Origin of the sequence: Enterococcus sp. AZ091, assembly GCF_051714805.1 — a bacterium.
GTDB lineage: Bacteria > Bacillota > Bacilli > Lactobacillales > Enterococcaceae > Enterococcus_D > Enterococcus_D gallinarum.
Map to the genome: position 1 here is coordinate 1,079,394 of NZ_JBIOSO010000001.1, position 18,050 is coordinate 1,097,443.

The 18,050-nt window shown below is 36.4% G+C and carries 19 protein-coding genes; all 19 read left to right on the forward strand.

Going from position 1 to position 18,050, the window contains the following annotated elements; translation table 11 throughout:
• Position 1 precedes the first annotated feature (1 nt).
• Entirely contained in the window at positions 2-343 is a 342-nt protein-coding gene (locus tag IGJ28_RS05555; protein WP_438845253.1) for a hypothetical protein, read from the forward strand.
• Positions 344-634 carry a hypothetical protein gene (locus tag IGJ28_RS05560; RefSeq protein ID WP_438845254.1) on the forward strand — a complete coding sequence of 97 codons (291 nt, stop codon included), beginning with the start codon at positions 344-346 and terminating at the stop codon, positions 632-634.
• Positions 635-914: 280 nt separating this feature from the next.
• The gene (locus IGJ28_RS05565; protein WP_438845255.1) at positions 915-1,046 is read left to right on the forward strand and encodes a hypothetical protein; all 132 of its coding nucleotides are present in this window, start codon (positions 915-917) and stop codon (positions 1,044-1,046) included.
• Positions 1,009-3,033 (forward strand): MobQ family relaxase, encoded by a 2,025-nt coding sequence (gene mobQ, locus IGJ28_RS05570; RefSeq protein WP_438845256.1) that lies wholly within the window; start codon positions 1,009-1,011, stop codon positions 3,031-3,033. Before IGJ28_RS05565 ends, mobQ begins: the two co-directional genes overlap by 38 nt.
• A 25-nt stretch (positions 3,034-3,058) precedes the next feature.
• Positions 3,059-3,409, forward strand: coding sequence for a CagC family type IV secretion system protein (locus tag IGJ28_RS05575; protein ID WP_438845257.1), 351 nt, complete (start codon positions 3,059-3,061; stop codon positions 3,407-3,409).
• A 37-nt stretch (positions 3,410-3,446) separates the two neighbouring features.
• Positions 3,447-3,842 carry a glycosyltransferase gene (locus IGJ28_RS05580; protein WP_438845258.1) on the forward strand — a complete coding sequence of 132 codons (396 nt, stop codon included), beginning with the start codon at positions 3,447-3,449 and terminating at the stop codon, positions 3,840-3,842.
• A 4-nt stretch (positions 3,843-3,846) separates the two neighbouring features.
• Positions 3,847-4,479, forward strand: coding sequence for a hypothetical protein (locus IGJ28_RS05585; RefSeq protein WP_438845259.1), 633 nt, complete (start codon positions 3,847-3,849; stop codon positions 4,477-4,479).
• Between the two features lie 23 nt (positions 4,480-4,502).
• Entirely contained in the window at positions 4,503-6,470 is a 1,968-nt protein-coding gene (locus IGJ28_RS05590; RefSeq protein WP_438845260.1) for a VirB4 family type IV secretion system protein, read from the forward strand.
• 12 nt (positions 6,471-6,482) lie between these two features.
• A complete protein-coding gene (locus IGJ28_RS05595) occupies positions 6,483-7,811 on the forward strand; it encodes a conjugal transfer protein TraF (RefSeq protein WP_438845261.1) in 1,329 nt (442 codons plus the stop codon).
• A gap of 238 nt (positions 7,812-8,049) precedes the next feature.
• Positions 8,050-9,159: a lysozyme family protein gene (locus tag IGJ28_RS05600; protein ID WP_438845262.1), complete on the forward strand. Its 1,110-nt coding sequence runs from the start codon at positions 8,050-8,052 to the stop codon at positions 9,157-9,159.
• A 5-nt stretch (positions 9,160-9,164) separates the two neighbouring features.
• The gene (locus tag IGJ28_RS05605) at positions 9,165-9,713 is read left to right on the forward strand and encodes a hypothetical protein (protein WP_438845263.1); all 549 of its coding nucleotides are present in this window, start codon (positions 9,165-9,167) and stop codon (positions 9,711-9,713) included.
• Positions 9,706-10,128: a hypothetical protein gene (locus IGJ28_RS05610; RefSeq protein ID WP_438845264.1), complete on the forward strand. Its 423-nt coding sequence runs from the start codon at positions 9,706-9,708 to the stop codon at positions 10,126-10,128. Before IGJ28_RS05605 ends, IGJ28_RS05610 begins: the two co-directional genes overlap by 8 nt.
• Positions 10,129-10,252: 124 nt before the next feature.
• Positions 10,253-11,785 (forward strand): VirD4-like conjugal transfer protein, CD1115 family, encoded by a 1,533-nt coding sequence (locus tag IGJ28_RS05615; protein ID WP_438845431.1) that lies wholly within the window; start codon positions 10,253-10,255, stop codon positions 11,783-11,785.
• A gap of 3 nt (positions 11,786-11,788) precedes the next feature.
• Positions 11,789-12,652, forward strand: coding sequence for a hypothetical protein (locus tag IGJ28_RS05620; protein ID WP_438845265.1), 864 nt, complete (start codon positions 11,789-11,791; stop codon positions 12,650-12,652).
• A complete protein-coding gene (locus IGJ28_RS05625; RefSeq protein ID WP_438845266.1) occupies positions 12,652-13,566 on the forward strand; it encodes a conjugal transfer protein TrbL family protein in 915 nt (304 codons plus the stop codon). Before IGJ28_RS05620 ends, IGJ28_RS05625 begins: the two co-directional genes overlap by 1 nt.
• Before the next feature lie 14 nt (positions 13,567-13,580).
• A complete protein-coding gene (locus tag IGJ28_RS05630; protein WP_438845267.1) occupies positions 13,581-14,573 on the forward strand; it encodes a hypothetical protein in 993 nt (330 codons plus the stop codon).
• A 720-nt stretch (positions 14,574-15,293) separates the two neighbouring features.
• Positions 15,294-16,046 (forward strand): Cas9 inhibitor AcrIIA9 family protein, encoded by a 753-nt coding sequence (locus IGJ28_RS05635; RefSeq protein WP_438845268.1) that lies wholly within the window; start codon positions 15,294-15,296, stop codon positions 16,044-16,046.
• Positions 16,043-17,371: a PcfJ domain-containing protein gene (locus tag IGJ28_RS05640; protein WP_438845269.1), complete on the forward strand. Its 1,329-nt coding sequence runs from the start codon at positions 16,043-16,045 to the stop codon at positions 17,369-17,371. Before IGJ28_RS05635 ends, IGJ28_RS05640 begins: the two co-directional genes overlap by 4 nt.
• Positions 17,364-17,825: a hypothetical protein gene (locus IGJ28_RS05645; protein ID WP_438845270.1), complete on the forward strand. Its 462-nt coding sequence runs from the start codon at positions 17,364-17,366 to the stop codon at positions 17,823-17,825. The genes IGJ28_RS05640 and IGJ28_RS05645 overlap by 8 nt, the downstream gene beginning before the upstream one ends.
• Positions 17,826-18,050: the final 225 nt, after the last annotated feature.

Here is an 18,050-nt window from a genome sequence, read left to right on the forward strand (position 1 = left end):
AATGAATCATGAAATAATAAATCAACCAACACAATATGAATTAAGTCATTCGCAGGTGAAAGCAGAAAATCAATCAAACATGAAAGAACTGGAAAAGAAAAAGAAAAAGGCTCCTAAGAAAAAAACAGTTTATGATTTAGACAAAGAGATTGAAGCATTAAAAAAGCGTCGAGAAACGTTACTCAAGAAACAAGTTAGTGAATTAGGAGAAAAGGTTTTAGAGATTTTAGAGCGACACGGTATTTCATTTTTGGAAATTAGCGCAGAATCAGAATTGTTTTACTCAGAATTAGAAGAGATCGTTGAACAAAACAAAGAAAATTTACAAGCGATTGTCAGTTAGATGAAGAAACGATACGAAGAAATTCTAACTTTAGAAGAACAGATTCAAAAAAAGAGAATCCAACAACAATTACTCAAAAATCAGTCGACTGAATCCATGGAACGGAAGAAACGAACCCGTCGATTGATTCAAAAAGGGGCTTTATTAGAAAAATATTTTGATCTATCTCACTTAAGTGTAGAAGAAACAGAAGAGGTTCTAACGATTTTCTCTTCTTATGTGCGAGGGAATCTACCGCTACGGTTTCAGAAAGAAAAAGAGTCAAAAAAAACTACTCAATGGGGGGAATAGGAAATAAGCAATGAACGATTATTCTCTAAAATTTGAACCTATTTCAATTGAAAACGAAAATCGGGGTCCCCCTGAAAATCACTAGTGCGCACTTACCCCCACCAAACGGAGTTTTGGTTCGTTGTGCTACACCAATGAACTTCATTGGTGTCGTCAGGCGTGTGGAAAAATTCGCTTCGCTCATGTTCAATTCAATTCTAAGAAAAAGATAGAGAACTTCATTTAGCTAAAAAAACTGACTATAAAAAGTTCATTTGCTTAAAAAATGGAGTAATTTTGTATGAAAGAGGAGATTCAAAAAGAAAAAATACAAGAAAAAGAAACGACCAATTCCCGTTCTGAACAAATAGGACTAAAAAGAAAGGAGAAAGAAGGTGGCAATCTATCACTTTTCAATGCAAGTCGCAAGTAGAGACAATGGAAAACGAAGTTTAATCGCAATGGCAGCTTATCGAAGTGGGGAACGCTTGTATAGTGAGTTGTACGAGAAAGAAAATTACTATGGTCGTCGTTCAGTTAAACCAGACGCATTTATTTTAAAACCAGATTACGTCCCCTCAGAATTTAGTGATCGAGAATATTTGTGGAATAAAATGGAGTTGGCTGAAACTTCTCCTAATGCTAGATTGTGTCGAGAAGTAAATATTGCGTTACCCGTTGAGCTTTCCAATGCCGATCAAAAAGAATTGGTGACGAAATATGTCCAAAAGATGTTTATCTCAAAAGGAATGATCGCAGATGTTGCGATTCATCGTGACGATTCTAATAATCCACATGCCCATATCATGTTAACGATGCGCAAAGTAGACGAGAAAGGACAAATTTCAAACAAACGAAAACGTGTTCCAGTCTTAGACGAACATGGCAAACAGGTTTACAACGAAAAAGGACAGCGAGAAACCGTCTCTATTAGAACTACTAATTGGGACAAGAAAGAATTGTTATTAGAGGCAAGGAAAGAATGGGCAAACATGACAAACAAATTGTTGCGTGAACGTGGAATCGATGAACAAATCACAGAGAAGTCGCACAAAGAACTTGGCAAAAAAGAATTGCCGACGGTTCATGAAGGCGTTCGTTCTCGACAATTAGAAGAACGAGGAATTCTTACGAATCAAGTTCAACATAATCAAATGGTTCGGGAACACAATCAATCTGTTCAAAAGTTGAACGACTTGGAAGAGAAGAAAGAACTTCTAATTGAACAGGAACAACAACCAACCAAACAATTTTATAAACAAACTTTTTCACCAATGGAGAAAAAGGAACTCAGAGCGTTAGCCAAAGAGCTACGCTTTTTTGTTTCCAGTGAAAATCTAGAGAAACGTTTGGATGAATTGAAACGTTGGGAGAACTCACTTCTATTTGGAAATAAAAAAGATATTCAAACACAACGTCTCCAACTGTCAAGAATCTCAGATGAACGAGAAAAGATCCAACAAGCAGAAGAGATTTTAACGAAACAAGCGGAGCGTTTTTGTAAGAAACATTATCCAGAACTTCATACAGAGAACTATTCCCCTAAAGCATTACAAGCAATCGTGACAGAAACGATCGATCAAAAAGAATTGTTAAGCAAAGAAGCGATTAAACACCTTACTGAAACAGAGTCGTTGATCGAACAAGCAAAAGATTATCAAATCTTTAAAGACCAACCATTTCAGACGACACGCTTCATAGAAGAGAAGATTCAAACCCTCACGGATCAGATGAACAAGCCAACAACTTCTCTCGAAGAAAGAGAAATGCTTCAGATAAAAGTCGAGCAGTTAGAAACAATGAAAGTCAATTTAAACCAATACGTGAATGATGAGTTGAAGGAATTAGGAATCAACTTAGACTCAACCACCATGCAAGGTGAAATGATTCTTGCGTATCTCAAGTATTACCAAGTAGAAGATCGTTCGATTGAAGTTGTCGACGGACTACCGTTGTCTCCTTACTCGATTGAAGAGAGAAATCAAATGTTAGAAGTGTCAAGAGGAAACTTTTCAAATATTCCAGCCTGTAAACAACTGAATGACTGTCATGGTGTGTACTTCATTCAAGATTGTATGCAAGATCTTGATTCACTGTCGCCATTGGCTATAGCAAATTTAAAGCGAATGATTGAAAAGAATCGATACCTTGCGCCAAAAGACAAGGAACTGTTCATTCAAGATATTGAAGAATTGCGAACGGAACGTATCAATCGTTACCAGGAACAACGAGAAGATCGTCTCACTCACTATCGAGATCAAACGATCCTGTACCGTTTGACCAGTCAGATCCAATCACTTCTTGGACGAAGTGTGCCACAAAAGAAACGGAACATGGATCGATGGATTCGAGAAACAAAAAGTAAAGACAAACAACAACGAGAATTACAGGAGCGTTATCAAAAACGTCCTAAAAGATAACAGTAGAAATGGAGCGAAACATTCAATGAAGCAATTACAAAAAGGAATCAAAACCATCAAAGAAGGAAAATGGAAATTAGAAGCAGCCGTTTTTAGTTTGGGATGTACGTTTGGCATTCCAGAATTTGTTTATGCGGCTGATCCTCAAGCAAAACTCACAGGAGCTGCGAATACCGTTAAAGCGATTTTGACTGCTTTAGTTGCGATTGTTGGGGCAATTGCCGCAACAAAAATCGTTGTGAAGTATTTACCTTACCTTGATGACCCGATGGAAAAGAACAATATGTCAAAAAGTTTAGTAACGGTTCTTATAGTGACTGCAATCGGAGGAGCATTACCATGGATCGTTCCGTGGGCATACGGTTTGTTTAATTAAGATTTTGTTCAAAACATCTATTGGAAGGAATGAAATCATGAATACAGAAGATGTGAGAAACGCATTACTTGAACTTCTTCATGAAGATACAGAGAAGGGAAAGACTTGGTTTTTCCCTTCTAATGTCAATGAGCATTATATCTTAATGCTTGGTCTAACCGTGAAAGAAAGCATTCAAGCGATTAGTACGGGTATTGGTAGTTTGCTTTTGATGGTTTTACTTTTTAGAAGTGCAAACGTATGGGCATTTCTACTTTATGTTTTTTCAGGAGGAATTGGATTCTTTAGTGTTTGGGGATACAAAGTATTTAAACCAATTTCGGATCGTCCAAATATTTCGATTTCAGACTATCGAAAAGAAAAAAAAGTCTTCCAACAAAAACAAAAAGTGTATTATTGTCGTCCGAATGAACAAGTAAAAGAGAAGGTGTAAATGAATGGTATTTGATTTTCTAAAAGGGCCAACTGGAGAAAAGATCCCACGAACAACGAAAAATCAGCCACGGTATTTTGAGGATGATTCCAGGATACAAGGCGTATACAAAGACGCACTTGTGGCCTATCAAGTAGAAAAAAAACAATTTTGTTTTGTCCAATTATTGAGAGTTGATGGTGTGAATATGGATATTTTGAGTGTACATGAACAAGCGGGGTTGAACGAAGATTTTGGTACGTTCTTATCTCAAAACATTTTATATGAGCCGCAAATCACGTCATTGAACAGTCCGATTACGATTCAACCATTTTTGGATCAATGGGAAAAATCAGTTGAAAATTATCGGAAGTCGAACAATCCAAATGAAGCGTTATTACAACTAAAGGCGTCCTATCTGGTGGAGTATCAGAAATTACAGAAAACAATGGAAACTTCTAAAAAGCAACATTATGTGACGTTAAGTGAAAAAATAGTACAGCTTTCGCCAGAAGGAATTGAAATCGCTTATGAAAGTTTAAGAGATAAGGTACGAGGTGTGCGTTCAGGGCTACAAGGATTTATGGGGAAATTTGATTGTCAGGTAACGATTTGTACGATCCAAGAAACGCATAATGTTTTTCATAAGTATTTTTAGACTATGCAATAGGAAGGGAAAATATGAGAGAACAAAATTTTTACATTCCAAGAGAACAATTGAAAAATATTTTGGAAATCGATACAGAGATTGTTTCCGATTTTGCGCCATTTATTTTTGAGTTTAATCGAGAGAAAGTGATTTGTGACAATCAGCACAGTAGACCGTATGTAATCACTAAATACAGTAACAAACCCAAAGGAAATTGGTTTAATCGTTTACGGAAATTAAGTGGAGATATCACGCTTTCACATTATTACACGAAAGCAAACGGAAATTCTTTAAATGATTTCTACAATCAGACGATCAAGAATAAACAAGCACAAATTGAACGAACGTATGATCCAGCAACACTATTACGATTAAAAAATGAATTGCGAATCGCAACTACACAATTAGAACAAGCGTTAGAAGAAAATACAACCTATTTATATCTCTACACCTATGCTTTGGTTCAAGGAAAAACTGAAGAACGACTGGAGGCCTTGTGTGACAAGTTTGAAACCTGTTGTTCAGCAATTGGAATTAAAGCAATCACACCGTATACCCGTATTGATGAGGCCTTTTGGAGTTGTTTGCCATTACAAACAAACGAAGTTCCTGAATACACGTATACGATTGCGAATTCAATCAGTGCAAGTAGTATTTTTCCATTCGATGACAATGAATTAAGTGTCTTTACGGAGAATATGATGATCGAAGGCGTAAATAAAGATACAGAAAATATTATTTCCATCGATTACACAAATAAACGAGTCGTCGTTAATCGAAACAAATTTATTTTTGGTTCTTCCGGAGGAGGAAAAACGACCTATATCAACAGCGATTGGATGAAAAAGCTTGCATTTGCGGATAATTCAAAGAAGTTACAACAACGAATCATTCTTTTTGATCCAGAAGATGAACAAGTGGAACGTGTAAAGCTATTTGGTGGTGAAGTGATTCCATTATCCTCAATGAGTGATACAAGAATCAATCCGTTTCAAATTTTCTCTAATCAACTACCAGATAATGAACGGAGAGCCTTTTCAACGGATGAAGCGTACGAAGATTATATTGAGAACTATGAAGGCTATGCGTTTGGTCAATCCTTGTCTTTGGAAGAAGTGGATCGATTGGTCAACAAAAAATTAAATAGCTTAGTGCCTTATTTTAATTTGATCGATTCGAAATTGACTGACAGTCAGTTAAGTATTGTAAAAACGGAGACGAAAAAACTATATGGAAAGATCTATGATAGACGTAATTTGGAAAACTTAACAAATGAAGATTTTCCTGTTTTTTCTGATTTATACGAACATTTACACGCCTTGAAACAAAAAGATCGTCGGCGGTTTGAAAAAATTGAGTCGTTTGTGGACGCATTGGAAGATTTTGCGATCGGAACATGCACGATTTTCAACGGATACACCAATATTGATTTAAGAAATCCATTGATTTGTTTTTCATTGAGAGATTTACAAACGGAGATTGGTATACGAGATCTTGCTTATTTAAATGCTTTTCAGTATCTATTTGAAGATATCACAAATCATCCAGAAATCAGTACGTGGGTTTATGCCGATGAATTTCACTTTCTACTGAAAAACGAAGTGAGTGCCGACTTCTTTTTTCAAGCTTACAAACGATTTCGTAAATATAACGCAGCGTGTACTGCTTCGTCGCAACAAATTTCAGACGTCTTCCAAGCAGTCAACAATGTCGGAAAAGCGATCATTGGGAACAGTTTTACCAAAATCTTCTTTGGTTTGGAAGAATCAGAAGCAGAAGAAATTATTCGTGAGTTGCGCTTGCCTCTAACAAGAAAAGAAGTCGCTCATTTGACTGCCAGACGACAAGGAGAGGGCTTGATTTTCCATGGAACCAAACGAGCCAAACTTACGGTGAAACTAACGCCAGAAGAATTACGATTATTGAATCCAACACGCTATGTCGAGGAATATGACCAACCAGCCACGCAAGCGATCAATTGGTTGGTAAGAATCCAATAAGGAGGTATATACATGCGTTATCGATTGATTGATCAACTACAAGTTTATTATCAGAAAGAAACGGTCTTGATTCAAATCAATGAAAAAGTATTATCGAAACAAGAGCATATCTTTGATATTGAAGAATCCGTGGCCGGCTTTTTAGAAATCGAAGAAATGACCTTTAAAGACAAGAAATTAGAGATTATCTATGCGTGTCCTAACGATTATAGTCCCTTATATCAGTATCGACAGTTTGCGGATTTCTACAAGCTAGAAATCGTTCAAACGATTTTGAACCAACGTCCGACAGAACCAACCTTTTATCACATGGCAAATATTCTAGTAAAAAATACGAAAGATATTTTGTTTATTTACAAAGCAGATCATTATGGGGAATTACCTTATTCTCGAATGAAAGAAATTGACCAAATTAAAACGTTTATTTGTAGTTTATTTGGTCAATATTCTTTAGAAAAATACCAGAAAGACATCGAACGAACAGTGAAGAAAGAAAATCACCCATTATTATTACAGGTGATTGAGTGCCATTCAGTTGAAGAAGTTGAACAATTGATTCGTGATTCTTTGACGACGGAACAGCGCGTTTACTTTGAAGAGATTCAACGTCAAGAATCAAGAGAAAAGACGATGAAACGAACCAACCGCGCACTCAAATCATCATTGATCGTTGCAGGGATTTTACTCTATTCTTGTACCGTCTTGTTCTTAGTCCAAAGCAAAGAAAAAGCCATTAAACAAGTTAAAGAAGAAAATAAGGTCGAAGTTCAATTTTTAAACAAAATCATTGAGGGCGACAGTGAAAATATCGAATCGGATATGAAGAAAATGAAGTTGTCCAAAGAGAAACAAGTCGGTATTTATATACAGCTTGGAGAGTATGAAAAAGCCTATGAAATTGATAATAATTCGGATAATAAAATTATCCAAATGTTATATAAGCAAGGAAAAATCGATCAAATCAACGAACTTTCGCTTGCCGGAAGCAGCTATTTGGAAGATGTTCAAAAGATTCTAAACACCAAGGACTTATCTGATTTATTGCCATTGTTGCAAGTAGATACAGATTCGTTTTTGGTTGAATTGATTGCGAAAAAAGCGATCGAGCAAGAAGACGCAACTCTTTTGACTACGCTACGCACACAAATTCTTAACAATTCTTCCATTCATTTGTCGAAAAAGATAGTTGTTTCGATCTATGATACGTTGATCCAACTGAATACAGAAGAACTAGAAAAAATCTATAGTGACTCTAGTCTGTCTGAAGAACAGAAGAAAACCAAAACAAACGATCTGTTAAAAGAGAACAACGAACTATTGTCAGAAAAAGCAGGCGAATAAGAAAAAAGGCTTAATAAATTAAAATCAGAAATCGAGTCAGAAAATGAAAGCTTGTGTGCGCAAGCTCATGCGTTGGAATAAGAGAACAATAGGTTAGAACAAGCGTTTAGAAAGGGAAAAAAAGCAAATGCAAGTAGCAATCGATCAGTTAACTCAAAAATGGATTTCGAAACCTTCTGCTGGTGATGGAAATAAGCCAAAAAGATAAAAACAAGTTATTTCTATAAGGAGAAATGAAATGAATCCTTACGTCGTTAAATTACTCATACAGTATCGAAAACCAATCATGCAAGTCGTGATTGGTTTTTTTGTATTCATTATTGTGTCTTTTCTACTGATTTTCAATCGAGAGTCGATAGAAAATGAAGGAATAGCGACAGACACACAAAATTTGAGTGCCGAAGTGTTGAGGTATAAACCATTAGTAGAAAAATATGCCAAACAATATGGTGGTTCTGAATATGTTCCGTATATCTTGGCACTCATGCAAGTTGAATCTGGTGGTCGTGGTGGTGATCCTATGCAGTCCAGTGAGAGCTTAGGATTACCACCGAATACGATTCAAGATCCGGTTCGCTCGATTGAACAAGGTGTGAAATTTTTTATCCAAAATGTAAAGAGCGCATTAGCGCAAGGCGTAGACTTGCATACCGCATTACAAGCCTACAATTACGGTGGTGGCTTCATTGGCTTCGTTAAAGAGCGAGGAGGAAAATATACCTTCGAGCTAGCGAAGGAATTTTCAAAGAAAATGGCACTAGGTGTTACTGTGCCATATATTAATGCCATTTCCACCTCAATGGGTTATAGCTATCGCTATAACTACGGAAATATGTTCTATGTACCGAATTTACTACAATATGTCGTCGAAGATAGCGGAGGATCAAGTGTACAAAACAATGACAATAACACCGGTTCAGTCGTACTAGAAGTACCTAGCGAATACAAGAGCAAGTTACGTTATCCAAAATACGACGGACATAACTACAATACAAGTGGTAGCTATCCATTTGGTCAATGTACCTGGTATGTGTTTAATCGTATGGCACAAATCGGTAAACGTGTTGATGACTTCATGGGTAACGGTGGCGAATGGGGCCGTAAAGGGCGTGCGTTAGGCTACAAAGTAACCAATACACCAAAAGTAGGAACAGCGATCTCTTTTCCTCCAGGGTCATTTGGTTCAAGCCCAGTCTATGGTCACGTGGCATTTGTGGAAGTTGTGAATCCAGACGGGACATTGTTAATTTCAGAATGTAATGTTGTCAATCCAGGAAGTGGAACTGTTTCCTATCGTGTCGTACCCAAAGGAATTGCGGCTATTGCAAGTTATGTAGAAGGGAAATAAATAAGATGTATGATAAAACCAAAGTATTTTTATTTATCCTCACACTGATTTTTAGTGTGGGATTTTTTTGTTCGACGGGTTATTTTCTATATGAAAACCATCAACTAAAAGACAAGTTAGCCGTTCAAGAAAAGAAAGCAACGAGTGCAACTACACAAAAAGATCAAATAGAATCAAAGATTATTGCTTTTTATCGAACACTGTACACGTATCGAGACAGTGCCAAAACAATTGATTTGGAGAAATTGAATCAACTGACAGATTCAGTCGTATACGCAGAAATAAAAAAAGAAATTGATGTGGCGCAGCAAGGAACACCGCAACAAAATATCATTCGTTCGTCGATGATTCAATCCAAACAGATTGAAATTGTGCCATTTCTGAAATCGGCAGAAAATCAACTCAGCTATCTTGTTTCTGTGCCTATTCTTCAAAAAATCAACGGAGAAGAAACAGCATTTACACAAACAGACATTCTTTCGTTCGATGTTCATACGCAAAAAATCGTCCAAAGACAAATCATTTCAAGTGAAGGAAGTGGAAGAAATGAATGAGAAAAAAGAGCGTTCAGGAGTCAAATGGATACTATTTATTGTATTCTATCTTTTCTTTTTTACACCAATTTCACTTATTGGCTATCAATTGACCCCTTATATTATTGAGGACAAGAAAATCAATTTATTGGAACATATCCAAGAAACGTGTCTACATCCTATTCAAAAAATGAAAGAAATTCCAGACAATCCCTGCTGGTATGTTTTTGTGATAATGGAGTTGATCGGTTTGGTTCTATTGCTTTTCTATCTAAATCCTAAAAGAGAATCAGGCTATCAAGTCGTTGGTCGAACCATGCCTATTCATGGAAGTGCTTGTTGGGGAATTGACAAAGAGTTAAGGTCTCCTAAAAATGTTCATTTCCGAAAGAGTAGCAAACGTCTCAAAAGAGATTTAGAAAAATCAATTAAATAATAGACTAAATAATAAGGAAAGAAAGAGAAATATGGAAGCAACCAAAACAGAGAAAAAGACAAATATAATTGTTACGTACTCGAAAAAACATTTGAAGAAGTTGAAAGAGAAAGCACAAGAGAGTATGGACAAGCAACCTTTCTCATCAAACTATTCAGATGGCTTGATTTTAGGACAAATGGAAAGCGGAAATTATGTGATTCAGCATGAAAAAAGTAAGATCAGTAACCGAAATGTCTTCGTAGTCGGTGGCCCGGGTAGTTTCAAGACACAAAGTTACATTCTAACGAATGCTGTTAATAATCGCAAAAGCTCGATTGTTATTACCGATCCAAAAGGTGAAGTCTATGAAATGACAAGTGAGATCAAACGAAAACAAGGCTACAAAGTCATTGTCATGAACTTCAAAGATTTAGCAATCAGTTCTTGTTATAATCCATTAGCTTATATTCGTAAGCCAACCGATACAAATATGATTGCCAATGTCATTGTTTCAGCCAAAAATAATCCGAAAAAGAAAGATTTTTGGTTCAATGTACAACAAAGTCTATTGAATTCATTGATCCAATATGTATACTATGAATACGAACCGTCGGCTCGAACGATAGAAAGCATTTTAGATTTCCTAGAGGCTTATGATCCACGCCATAATGAAGAAGGCGTTTCTGAATTGGATCAGCAGTTTGAACAACTACCAGAAGGACACCCAGCTAAACGGAGTTATCGATTGGGCTTTCAAAAAGCAGAAAGTGAAGTTCGTTCCAACATTTTGATTAGTTTATTGACGACGTTGACAGATTATTTAGACGCAGATGTGGCAAAAATGACGAGTAGAAATGATTTCTTGTTTGAGGAATTGGGGAAAGAAAAGATTGCATTATATGTCCTTATTTCGCCATTAGACCGAACATGGGATGGGTTGGTCAACCTGTTCTTTCAACAGATGTTTAATGAATTGTTTCGGTTTGGTGATCTTCACAATGCGAAGCTGCCAAATCCGTTGGTCATGTTATTAGATGAGTTTGTGAATCTAGGTTATTTTCCAACTTATGAAAATTTCCTTGCTACTTGTCGAGGATATGGGATTTCTGTCAGTACGATTTTACAATCAATTCCACAGTTGGTAGAATTATATGGGAAAGAAACTGCCGAAGCGATTATCGGTAATCATGCGATACGAATATGTCTAGGAGGGGTCGAAAAGGAAACAGCACGTTATTTTTCAGAACTATTAGGAAAAACGACCGTTAAAATCCATACTCAAGGAACGAGTCGGAATCTTCCTACTGCTTCCGCCCAACACCGAAGCAGTACACGGTCGGAAAATGTTAATTTTTCAGGAAGAGATTTGATGACTGAAGGCGAAATTATCAATCTGCAAAATTTAGACGGTGGACGTCGTAGTATTGTCGTGATTCAAGGAAAACCATTCTTGATGTTCAAAGTTCCTCAGTTTGAAGTATATGGCGATTTACTATCTGTTTATCGTGTGTCACAACAAGACTACCGATCGATACAAACACCAGGAGCGAAAGAATATCAGAAACGATTAGATCAACAATATATGGAGGCGCGAGAAGCGCTGATTAAACAAAGTCAACAAATCAAAACAACGACTGACGAATTAGAAAAAGAATTAAGGAAAGAAGGCGAGTAAGCAGTGAAAATTTTTGATCGTCGTGTAGAGAAGGAATTAGAAGAAAAAGGAATCCAACCAACAGAAGCGGTGAAGAAACTAGAACATAGTCGACAAGCATTGCATGTCGTGATTGGCGTTTTAGCTACATTGGTTTTGGCTCTTGGGGCAGGATTGCTTTATTTTCATAATAAAAGCCAACCACAGGCTTCTTCTACAGTCGTTTCTTCTACGAAAGAAGAAAAAGATCAAGCAGTGACGATAGAATCAACCGTTGATATGGGTGCAGATCATTTGTTGAAGTTAAGTGCCAAAGAACGAGCAGATGAAGCAACCGCAGCGTTTAAAAATTGGTATACTTCGTTTAACAATGATACCCCGATTTTAGAAATCAATGAAGAATTGTTAGAAAATCCTAGTGGCACCAGTCCGTATGACTTACAAGAAAAATTAGTCAAGAACATGAAAGATAAGTTTGGGACATTGTTAGCAGATAGCTACTATAATTCTCTAAGAGACGCTTTAAATGCGAATCCATTAACAATTGATCCAGATAAAGGATTGACATGGACGTATGAAGGTGATGATAAAAATTGGTTTATTACTTGGTTGTTTGATACAGAAAAGGACAAAAAGAATACCAAAATTGTGTTACGTAACGATTTTCCTTATGAGTGGGTTGATTGGAGAAATAAGGGTAAAGAGAAGTTTCCTAACATTTTCAATAATGTTGATTGGGAAAATGATATAAATTATGAAGTTGTCGGAGTTGATTTAAGTAGTGTCAAAAAGAATATTGACTCCTCCAAGGTTATATTTATTCAAATGAACTATAATAATGAACTATCAATATGGCAAATTACAGGTAACTTAGGAGGTGGAAATTAATGGATTTACTTGATAAAGTATCAGATGTAAAAGACAAAATAGGAGATGTCGTCAATGGGGTGAAGGAAAGCGTCGATGCGGTTCTTCACCCCATTGACACGTTATTAGGCAGTTGGGGAACAGATTTATTAGAAGGAGCATTAAATTTAGCCAATAAAATGACATTTATTATTCCGAATATCTCAGTGATCGCAACGATTACAAATATTTTTACCGTAACAACCACGATATTTGCCATTACCATTGTGTTATACAAAGTCATTGAAGCACAGATACAAGCCTCCAATGGAAGTGGGGAAGCTCTAGCCGCAAAAGTAGTAGAACGTATCATTTATTCCGCGATTGCGTTAGCCATTCTGCCTTGGGCGTTGAAATTTTTTATTACTAAAATCGTCACGCCATTAGGAGAATATGTCATTCAGGATGTAATTAAAACAATCGATATCGATACACTAGGATCGAAGCTGACAAATACGATTATTTCTGGATTTTTTTCCGGAGGACAATTGCCAGCGGTGATCCTTTTTATTTTGTTTGTCTTTTTTGCGTACTCCATTGCGAAATACTTTGTCTCAATCTGCGTATTCTACGCAGATTTTTTAGTATTGACGATGTTAACACCCTTTGTAGCATTGTCCTTACTAACAGACGAACAAAACTATTTTTCGATTTGGATTAAAGAGTTGTTATCACAGACAGTAACGATGTTAATCAAACTGATTTTGTATGGTGTTCTTTTGTATCTGTTATTGGGTGAAAAGATTACGGTAGGAAATTTCATGGTTATGATCGGCTGTGCGTTATTGTTAATAAAAACACCGAGTGCGTTACAAAATATGTGGTATTCAACAAAAGTTCGTCAAGGTGGCGGCATGGGTATGATGCACATGGCTATGAATTTATTTAGAAAATGAGAAAGGGGAAGGGCATGTTTTATTTTACATTACTATTACTAGAACCAAAACAAGACCAGGAAAAAATCTCTCGTGAAAAGATGACAATTGACGAACTGAAGAAATTCTCTAATTATTTGGAAGAACAAACAACAAAAGGAATACCAGTCAAAGCAAGAATCAGTATTTATAAGGAAGAAATAAAGAAAGGATCAATTGCCCTCAGTACGAACAGAGACGGAACAGACGTGCTAGAAATTTTACTAGCACGAGTTTCCCAACCTGATATTTTACGTTATCTTTCGGAAAATCGAGGAAAACAATCGAGTCTCTCCACTTCTGTCAATAAAGTAGAAGAAATAATGGAATACCAGGAAGAAGAATCTTATCAATCATTTCAAGATTCCCAAGAAAAAAATCAAACAAACAATCGAATAGAACCAGAATATGTTTTTGAAGAAGAACAACATGAATCACCAGTACAAGATAAAATGAAGTATGCAAAAAATCCTACAAAAATGATGACGAAGCAAATACCTAAATCAAAGCTTTCAACATCAGAAAGGAAAAATAAATTCGTATTGATTTTAGGTGGATTGGTGATCGTTCTATTTTTATTGAATGGTTTTCTTTATTTTAGACAAACAATGTTAGCAAACAGGCTGGAAGATTGGCAAACGGCAGCGGAGAAACAAGTCATATTACTAGAAGAACAGTCGAAAATTGACACAACAAGTCGCTTTTTCTTAGCGAGTTATTTTAGTCAAATAGAAGAAGAGCAATATAAAGAAGGCTTGGAAAAGTTTGTAGGAACTTCTATGGACCAATGGAAACGTCCGAATGGCCAACTCAGTAGCATGTTTTTATATGAAATCAAAGAAGAGAAGAAAGGAATTAAAGTGAGTTATCTTGTGATGGTACTGGAAGAAAAAGCGACCAAAGTAAAGAAAACATCTTTTTATATGAAAAAGAAAGAAGGAGAAATTATGGTGGCTTCTCAACCTAAAATAGAAGACTTTTCTTGGTAAGCGGTTAGTCGTTCTAATCGCTTACTCTTTATTTTACGATTAATCAAGAAAGGGAAGAAAAAGATGAATGGCGAAAGAAAATGGTGTTTCGCGACCAACCGTGTACAAAATCAATTATAACGATTTTTCGTTGTTCACCATACTCTAACCGCCACCGCCGTTTCTCAGAAATCTTTAGGAAAGAACAAAAGAGGCATTTCGCCGGCGGTGCAGTTGCCCTTGGCTCAGCCCATTCCTCTTTTTCGTTTGTTGGGTCATTGTCCATGAAATTCTTGGTGCTTCCGTTCCTCCGTCAGTCGAATTTGCCTTTGTTTGCGCCGTTCCTCTGCAAAGTCGGCATATGGACACTGCCCCATTTTTGTGTAAAACACAAAAAAACAAACGAGGGATTGGAAATCGTTCGCTATCGCTCACTCAAAGAGAGGAAACAATCCTTTCAGGATTGTTTGATCCTCCATTTTTTGGTTTTGCGCTCCATTTTTACCATTCTCTACGCTTTCTAACTGCGAAAGCAGGTTGAAACTTCAGCGCAAGCGCTGTTCAACCTGTTTCTCGTAAGAAGCTTCAAAAAAGGACAAGGGCAAGGCAAGTCGCTACGCGCCCCTTGTCCTTTTTTTGAGGAAATGGTAAAAGCTCCGCAACAAAACGCAAAAAATTCAGCCTTTTGGCTCACGTTAGGCGTAGCGTAAAACCAAAAAAAGAGAGAAAAGAGGGGCACGAATGTCGAAAGAAATAAAAACATTGAAAGATTTACAATCGCAACTAAAGAAGTATGATTCTCATTTGATGCTTTCTATTTTTGATGAAGAAAATGGCTATTCGGATATTGAATGGGTCAAAGAAAAAGGAACAAAACAAAGTGTCTGGTATCAATGGGTCAAACTAGGTGCCAATCATTCTGTACACTTAAATACGATTGAAACATTCATTCAAAAGATTGCACAATATCCAGAACAAATGATTGTCACGATGAGAAATCAAAAAGGACGTTACTCACGTTTGTTTTTAGTATTGGAAGAGCTCGAAGGGCAAGAATGGGTCATGATTGTCGATGATTTGACGTATCAAAACTATTATCAAAAAAGCGAAATCAATTGGAAACATCAAGCGCTAGAAAAAATGTTAGAAGAAATGAAGCAAAAACATTCAGATACGGAAGATTGTATCCATTCATGGTTGTGTCAACAACAAGAAGATGAATTGTTTCAAGGTGTTCTTAAGAAAGATCGAACAATCAAAGGAGCAGTGGCTTACTGTTTGTCGCAAGCTAGAAAGCAGGCAGGTAAAAACCATTCGGCAATGGTTTCTGATGAGGTAGTTTTTTCTTGGATAAGGGAATACTTTTTATTAGAAAAGGTAGAAGTGACACCTATTCAGGGCACAGTTAATACGAATAAACCTAAAGAGAGAAAGTCGAAAAGCAAAGAAGAAAAGGTGGTGGACGGGCAAGTTAGCTTGTTCGAGGAAGAATGAAAAACGATTTTACGAAAAAAATTGGAAAACCGTTAACACCACCAAAAGCTTTTTTCAATTGGTGTCACGCTCAACTACCTATTTATGAATGGAAGAACAAGCAAGAAACACTTCGTTCGTCGAATCGAACGAATGGTTTCTTGATAAAAAAACGATTGACGAAACGTTCTAGGTTGACGTTTCCAACTAGTTTTTACTCGTTTGCGATTATTTTAGTTTCCTCTACCAGAATAGAAATACAGTCTCATGACTTTTGGCTAGAAATTGTCAATGGGAAAGAAGAACTACATTATGAAATGACTAATTTTGAACGGTTTTCTAAAGGAGAACATGTGAAGGCGCATTGCTTAGAAGGAATATGGTATGAAGGACTTTTAAACAATTATGGCATGATGAGTGGAGCGTATACCAACACCATTTTTTATCCAAACAATTGGAATGAGAAACTACAAAAAAAGTCTGAATTACGCTATTTAAAATTGCCATTATTAAATTTTAGAGAAATTGCCAATGTTTATAAATATCGGTTACAAATTGAATTTTGTCAAAAAATCAATGCACCTGTACTAGCACGAGAAATCATGTTTCCCTCGTATCGATTTATTGGTGGTAACTATAGAAAAAGCGTGGATATGCGTTTATTGACAGTGAAGTGGCTAAAACAAAATAAATGGAGAATTAAAAATACAAGGAAGACTTTTGCACAATTAAAAATGGAAGAAGAGGCACAAAAAAGAAGGAGTGAGATTGTATCAGGTATAGAAGACTATCTTGATTATCGAGATTTTGCAAAAATTCCTTTAGAAGTTGGATTCAAGAAATTTCAACGATGGATAATCGAAAATAAAATTAATTTCAATTATTATTTAGACTACCTTTCTATATTGAAAAAGTTAAATACTCCTTTATCGAATAGTCTAGTTACTATGCCGAGAGATTTAGAAAAAAAGCATGATGAAGCGGTAGTCACTTTTAATCAGCTGAAAATTGAACTAGAAGAAAAAACTTATAAAGAACGATTAGAAAAAATCAAGAAATTGGAACAAGAGATTGAGGAATATGCGTTTCTTGTTCCCAAAAAACTCGAAGATATAGTGGAGGAAGGTAAAAACTTAAATCATTGTGTAGGTAGTTATGTAGAAACCCATTTGAAAGGAGAAACAACGATACTCTTTATGCGGAAAAAAGAGGAAAAAGAACAATCTCTTTATACCATTGAATATAAAAATAAGCGAATTATACAAATTCAAGGATATGGGAATCAAGAAGTCATTCCTCAACATGTACGAAAAGTTACAGAAAAGTGGTTGAAGAAGATTGGTTAAAAAGATATTTCTAAAAGACGGTCAATGGATCGTCTTTTTTTGTAGTCAGAAAGAACAAAAGAGGTATTTCACAGGCGGTGCAGTTGCCCTTGGTTCAGCCCATACCTCTTTTTCGTTTGATGGGGTAATGTCCATTAAATTCTTGATGACTCCGTTCCTTCGTCAGTCGAATTTGCCTTTATTTGCGCCGTTCCTCTGCAAAGTCGGCATATGGACATTTCCCCATTTTTGTGTAAAAACACAAAAAAACAAACGAGGGATTGAAAGTCGTTCGCTAAAGCTCACTCACAAAAAAAGGAAGAGAATAAATGTGCCATTTATTCTGATTGGTTTCGTCGTCGAGGACGACGAGGATTTTGGCCGCCCAAGCGTCCAAAAAATGGTTTTTCACGCACACAACGCCTTTCGTAAGAAATCTGTTTTTCAAGGAACAAGAAAGCCAAACATTTCCTAATCGCCTAGCAGTCATTCGGCGAGTATAACCTAAAACATAACCTGCCAATTGCCAAGGGTAAAATGCACGCTTCGCGCCCTTGGCAACCGTCAGAACATGTTTTCGAGACGGTTATGCCGAACGACCGCTAGACGAAAAGGAAATGTAACCTGCATTTCTTAATGATCCTTGAAAACTGAATCGATTTCTCAAGAAAGGAAAGGAGTTGTGTAAAAACCACTCATT

Excerpts from the sequence above, each read along its gene's own strand:
- IGJ28_RS05555 (WP_438845253.1), top strand. The coding sequence starts at position 2 with ATGAATCATGAAATAATAAATCAACCAACACAATATGAATTAAGTCAT.
- IGJ28_RS05560 (WP_438845254.1), top strand. The coding sequence starts at position 344 with ATGAAGAAACGATACGAAGAAATTCTAACTTTAGAAGAACAGATTCAA.
- IGJ28_RS05565 (WP_438845255.1), top strand. The coding sequence starts at position 915 with ATGAAAGAGGAGATTCAAAAAGAAAAAATACAAGAAAAAGAAACGACC.
- IGJ28_RS05575 (WP_438845257.1), top strand. The coding sequence starts at position 3,059 with ATGAAGCAATTACAAAAAGGAATCAAAACCATCAAAGAAGGAAAATGG.
- IGJ28_RS05580 (WP_438845258.1), top strand. The coding sequence starts at position 3,447 with ATGAATACAGAAGATGTGAGAAACGCATTACTTGAACTTCTTCATGAA.
- IGJ28_RS05585 (WP_438845259.1), top strand. The coding sequence starts at position 3,847 with ATGGTATTTGATTTTCTAAAAGGGCCAACTGGAGAAAAGATCCCACGA.
- IGJ28_RS05590 (WP_438845260.1), top strand. The coding sequence starts at position 4,503 with ATGAGAGAACAAAATTTTTACATTCCAAGAGAACAATTGAAAAATATT.
- IGJ28_RS05595 (WP_438845261.1), top strand. The coding sequence starts at position 6,483 with ATGCGTTATCGATTGATTGATCAACTACAAGTTTATTATCAGAAAGAA.
- IGJ28_RS05600 (WP_438845262.1), top strand. The coding sequence starts at position 8,050 with ATGAATCCTTACGTCGTTAAATTACTCATACAGTATCGAAAACCAATC.
- IGJ28_RS05605 (WP_438845263.1), top strand. The coding sequence starts at position 9,165 with ATGTATGATAAAACCAAAGTATTTTTATTTATCCTCACACTGATTTTT.
- IGJ28_RS05610 (WP_438845264.1), top strand. The coding sequence starts at position 9,706 with ATGAATGAGAAAAAAGAGCGTTCAGGAGTCAAATGGATACTATTTATT.
- IGJ28_RS05615 (WP_438845431.1), top strand. The coding sequence starts at position 10,253 with ATGGACAAGCAACCTTTCTCATCAAACTATTCAGATGGCTTGATTTTA.
- IGJ28_RS05625 (WP_438845266.1), top strand. The coding sequence starts at position 12,652 with ATGGATTTACTTGATAAAGTATCAGATGTAAAAGACAAAATAGGAGAT.
- IGJ28_RS05630 (WP_438845267.1), top strand. The coding sequence starts at position 13,581 with ATGTTTTATTTTACATTACTATTACTAGAACCAAAACAAGACCAGGAA.
- IGJ28_RS05635 (WP_438845268.1), top strand. The coding sequence starts at position 15,294 with ATGTCGAAAGAAATAAAAACATTGAAAGATTTACAATCGCAACTAAAG.
- IGJ28_RS05640 (WP_438845269.1), top strand. The coding sequence starts at position 16,043 with ATGAAAAACGATTTTACGAAAAAAATTGGAAAACCGTTAACACCACCA.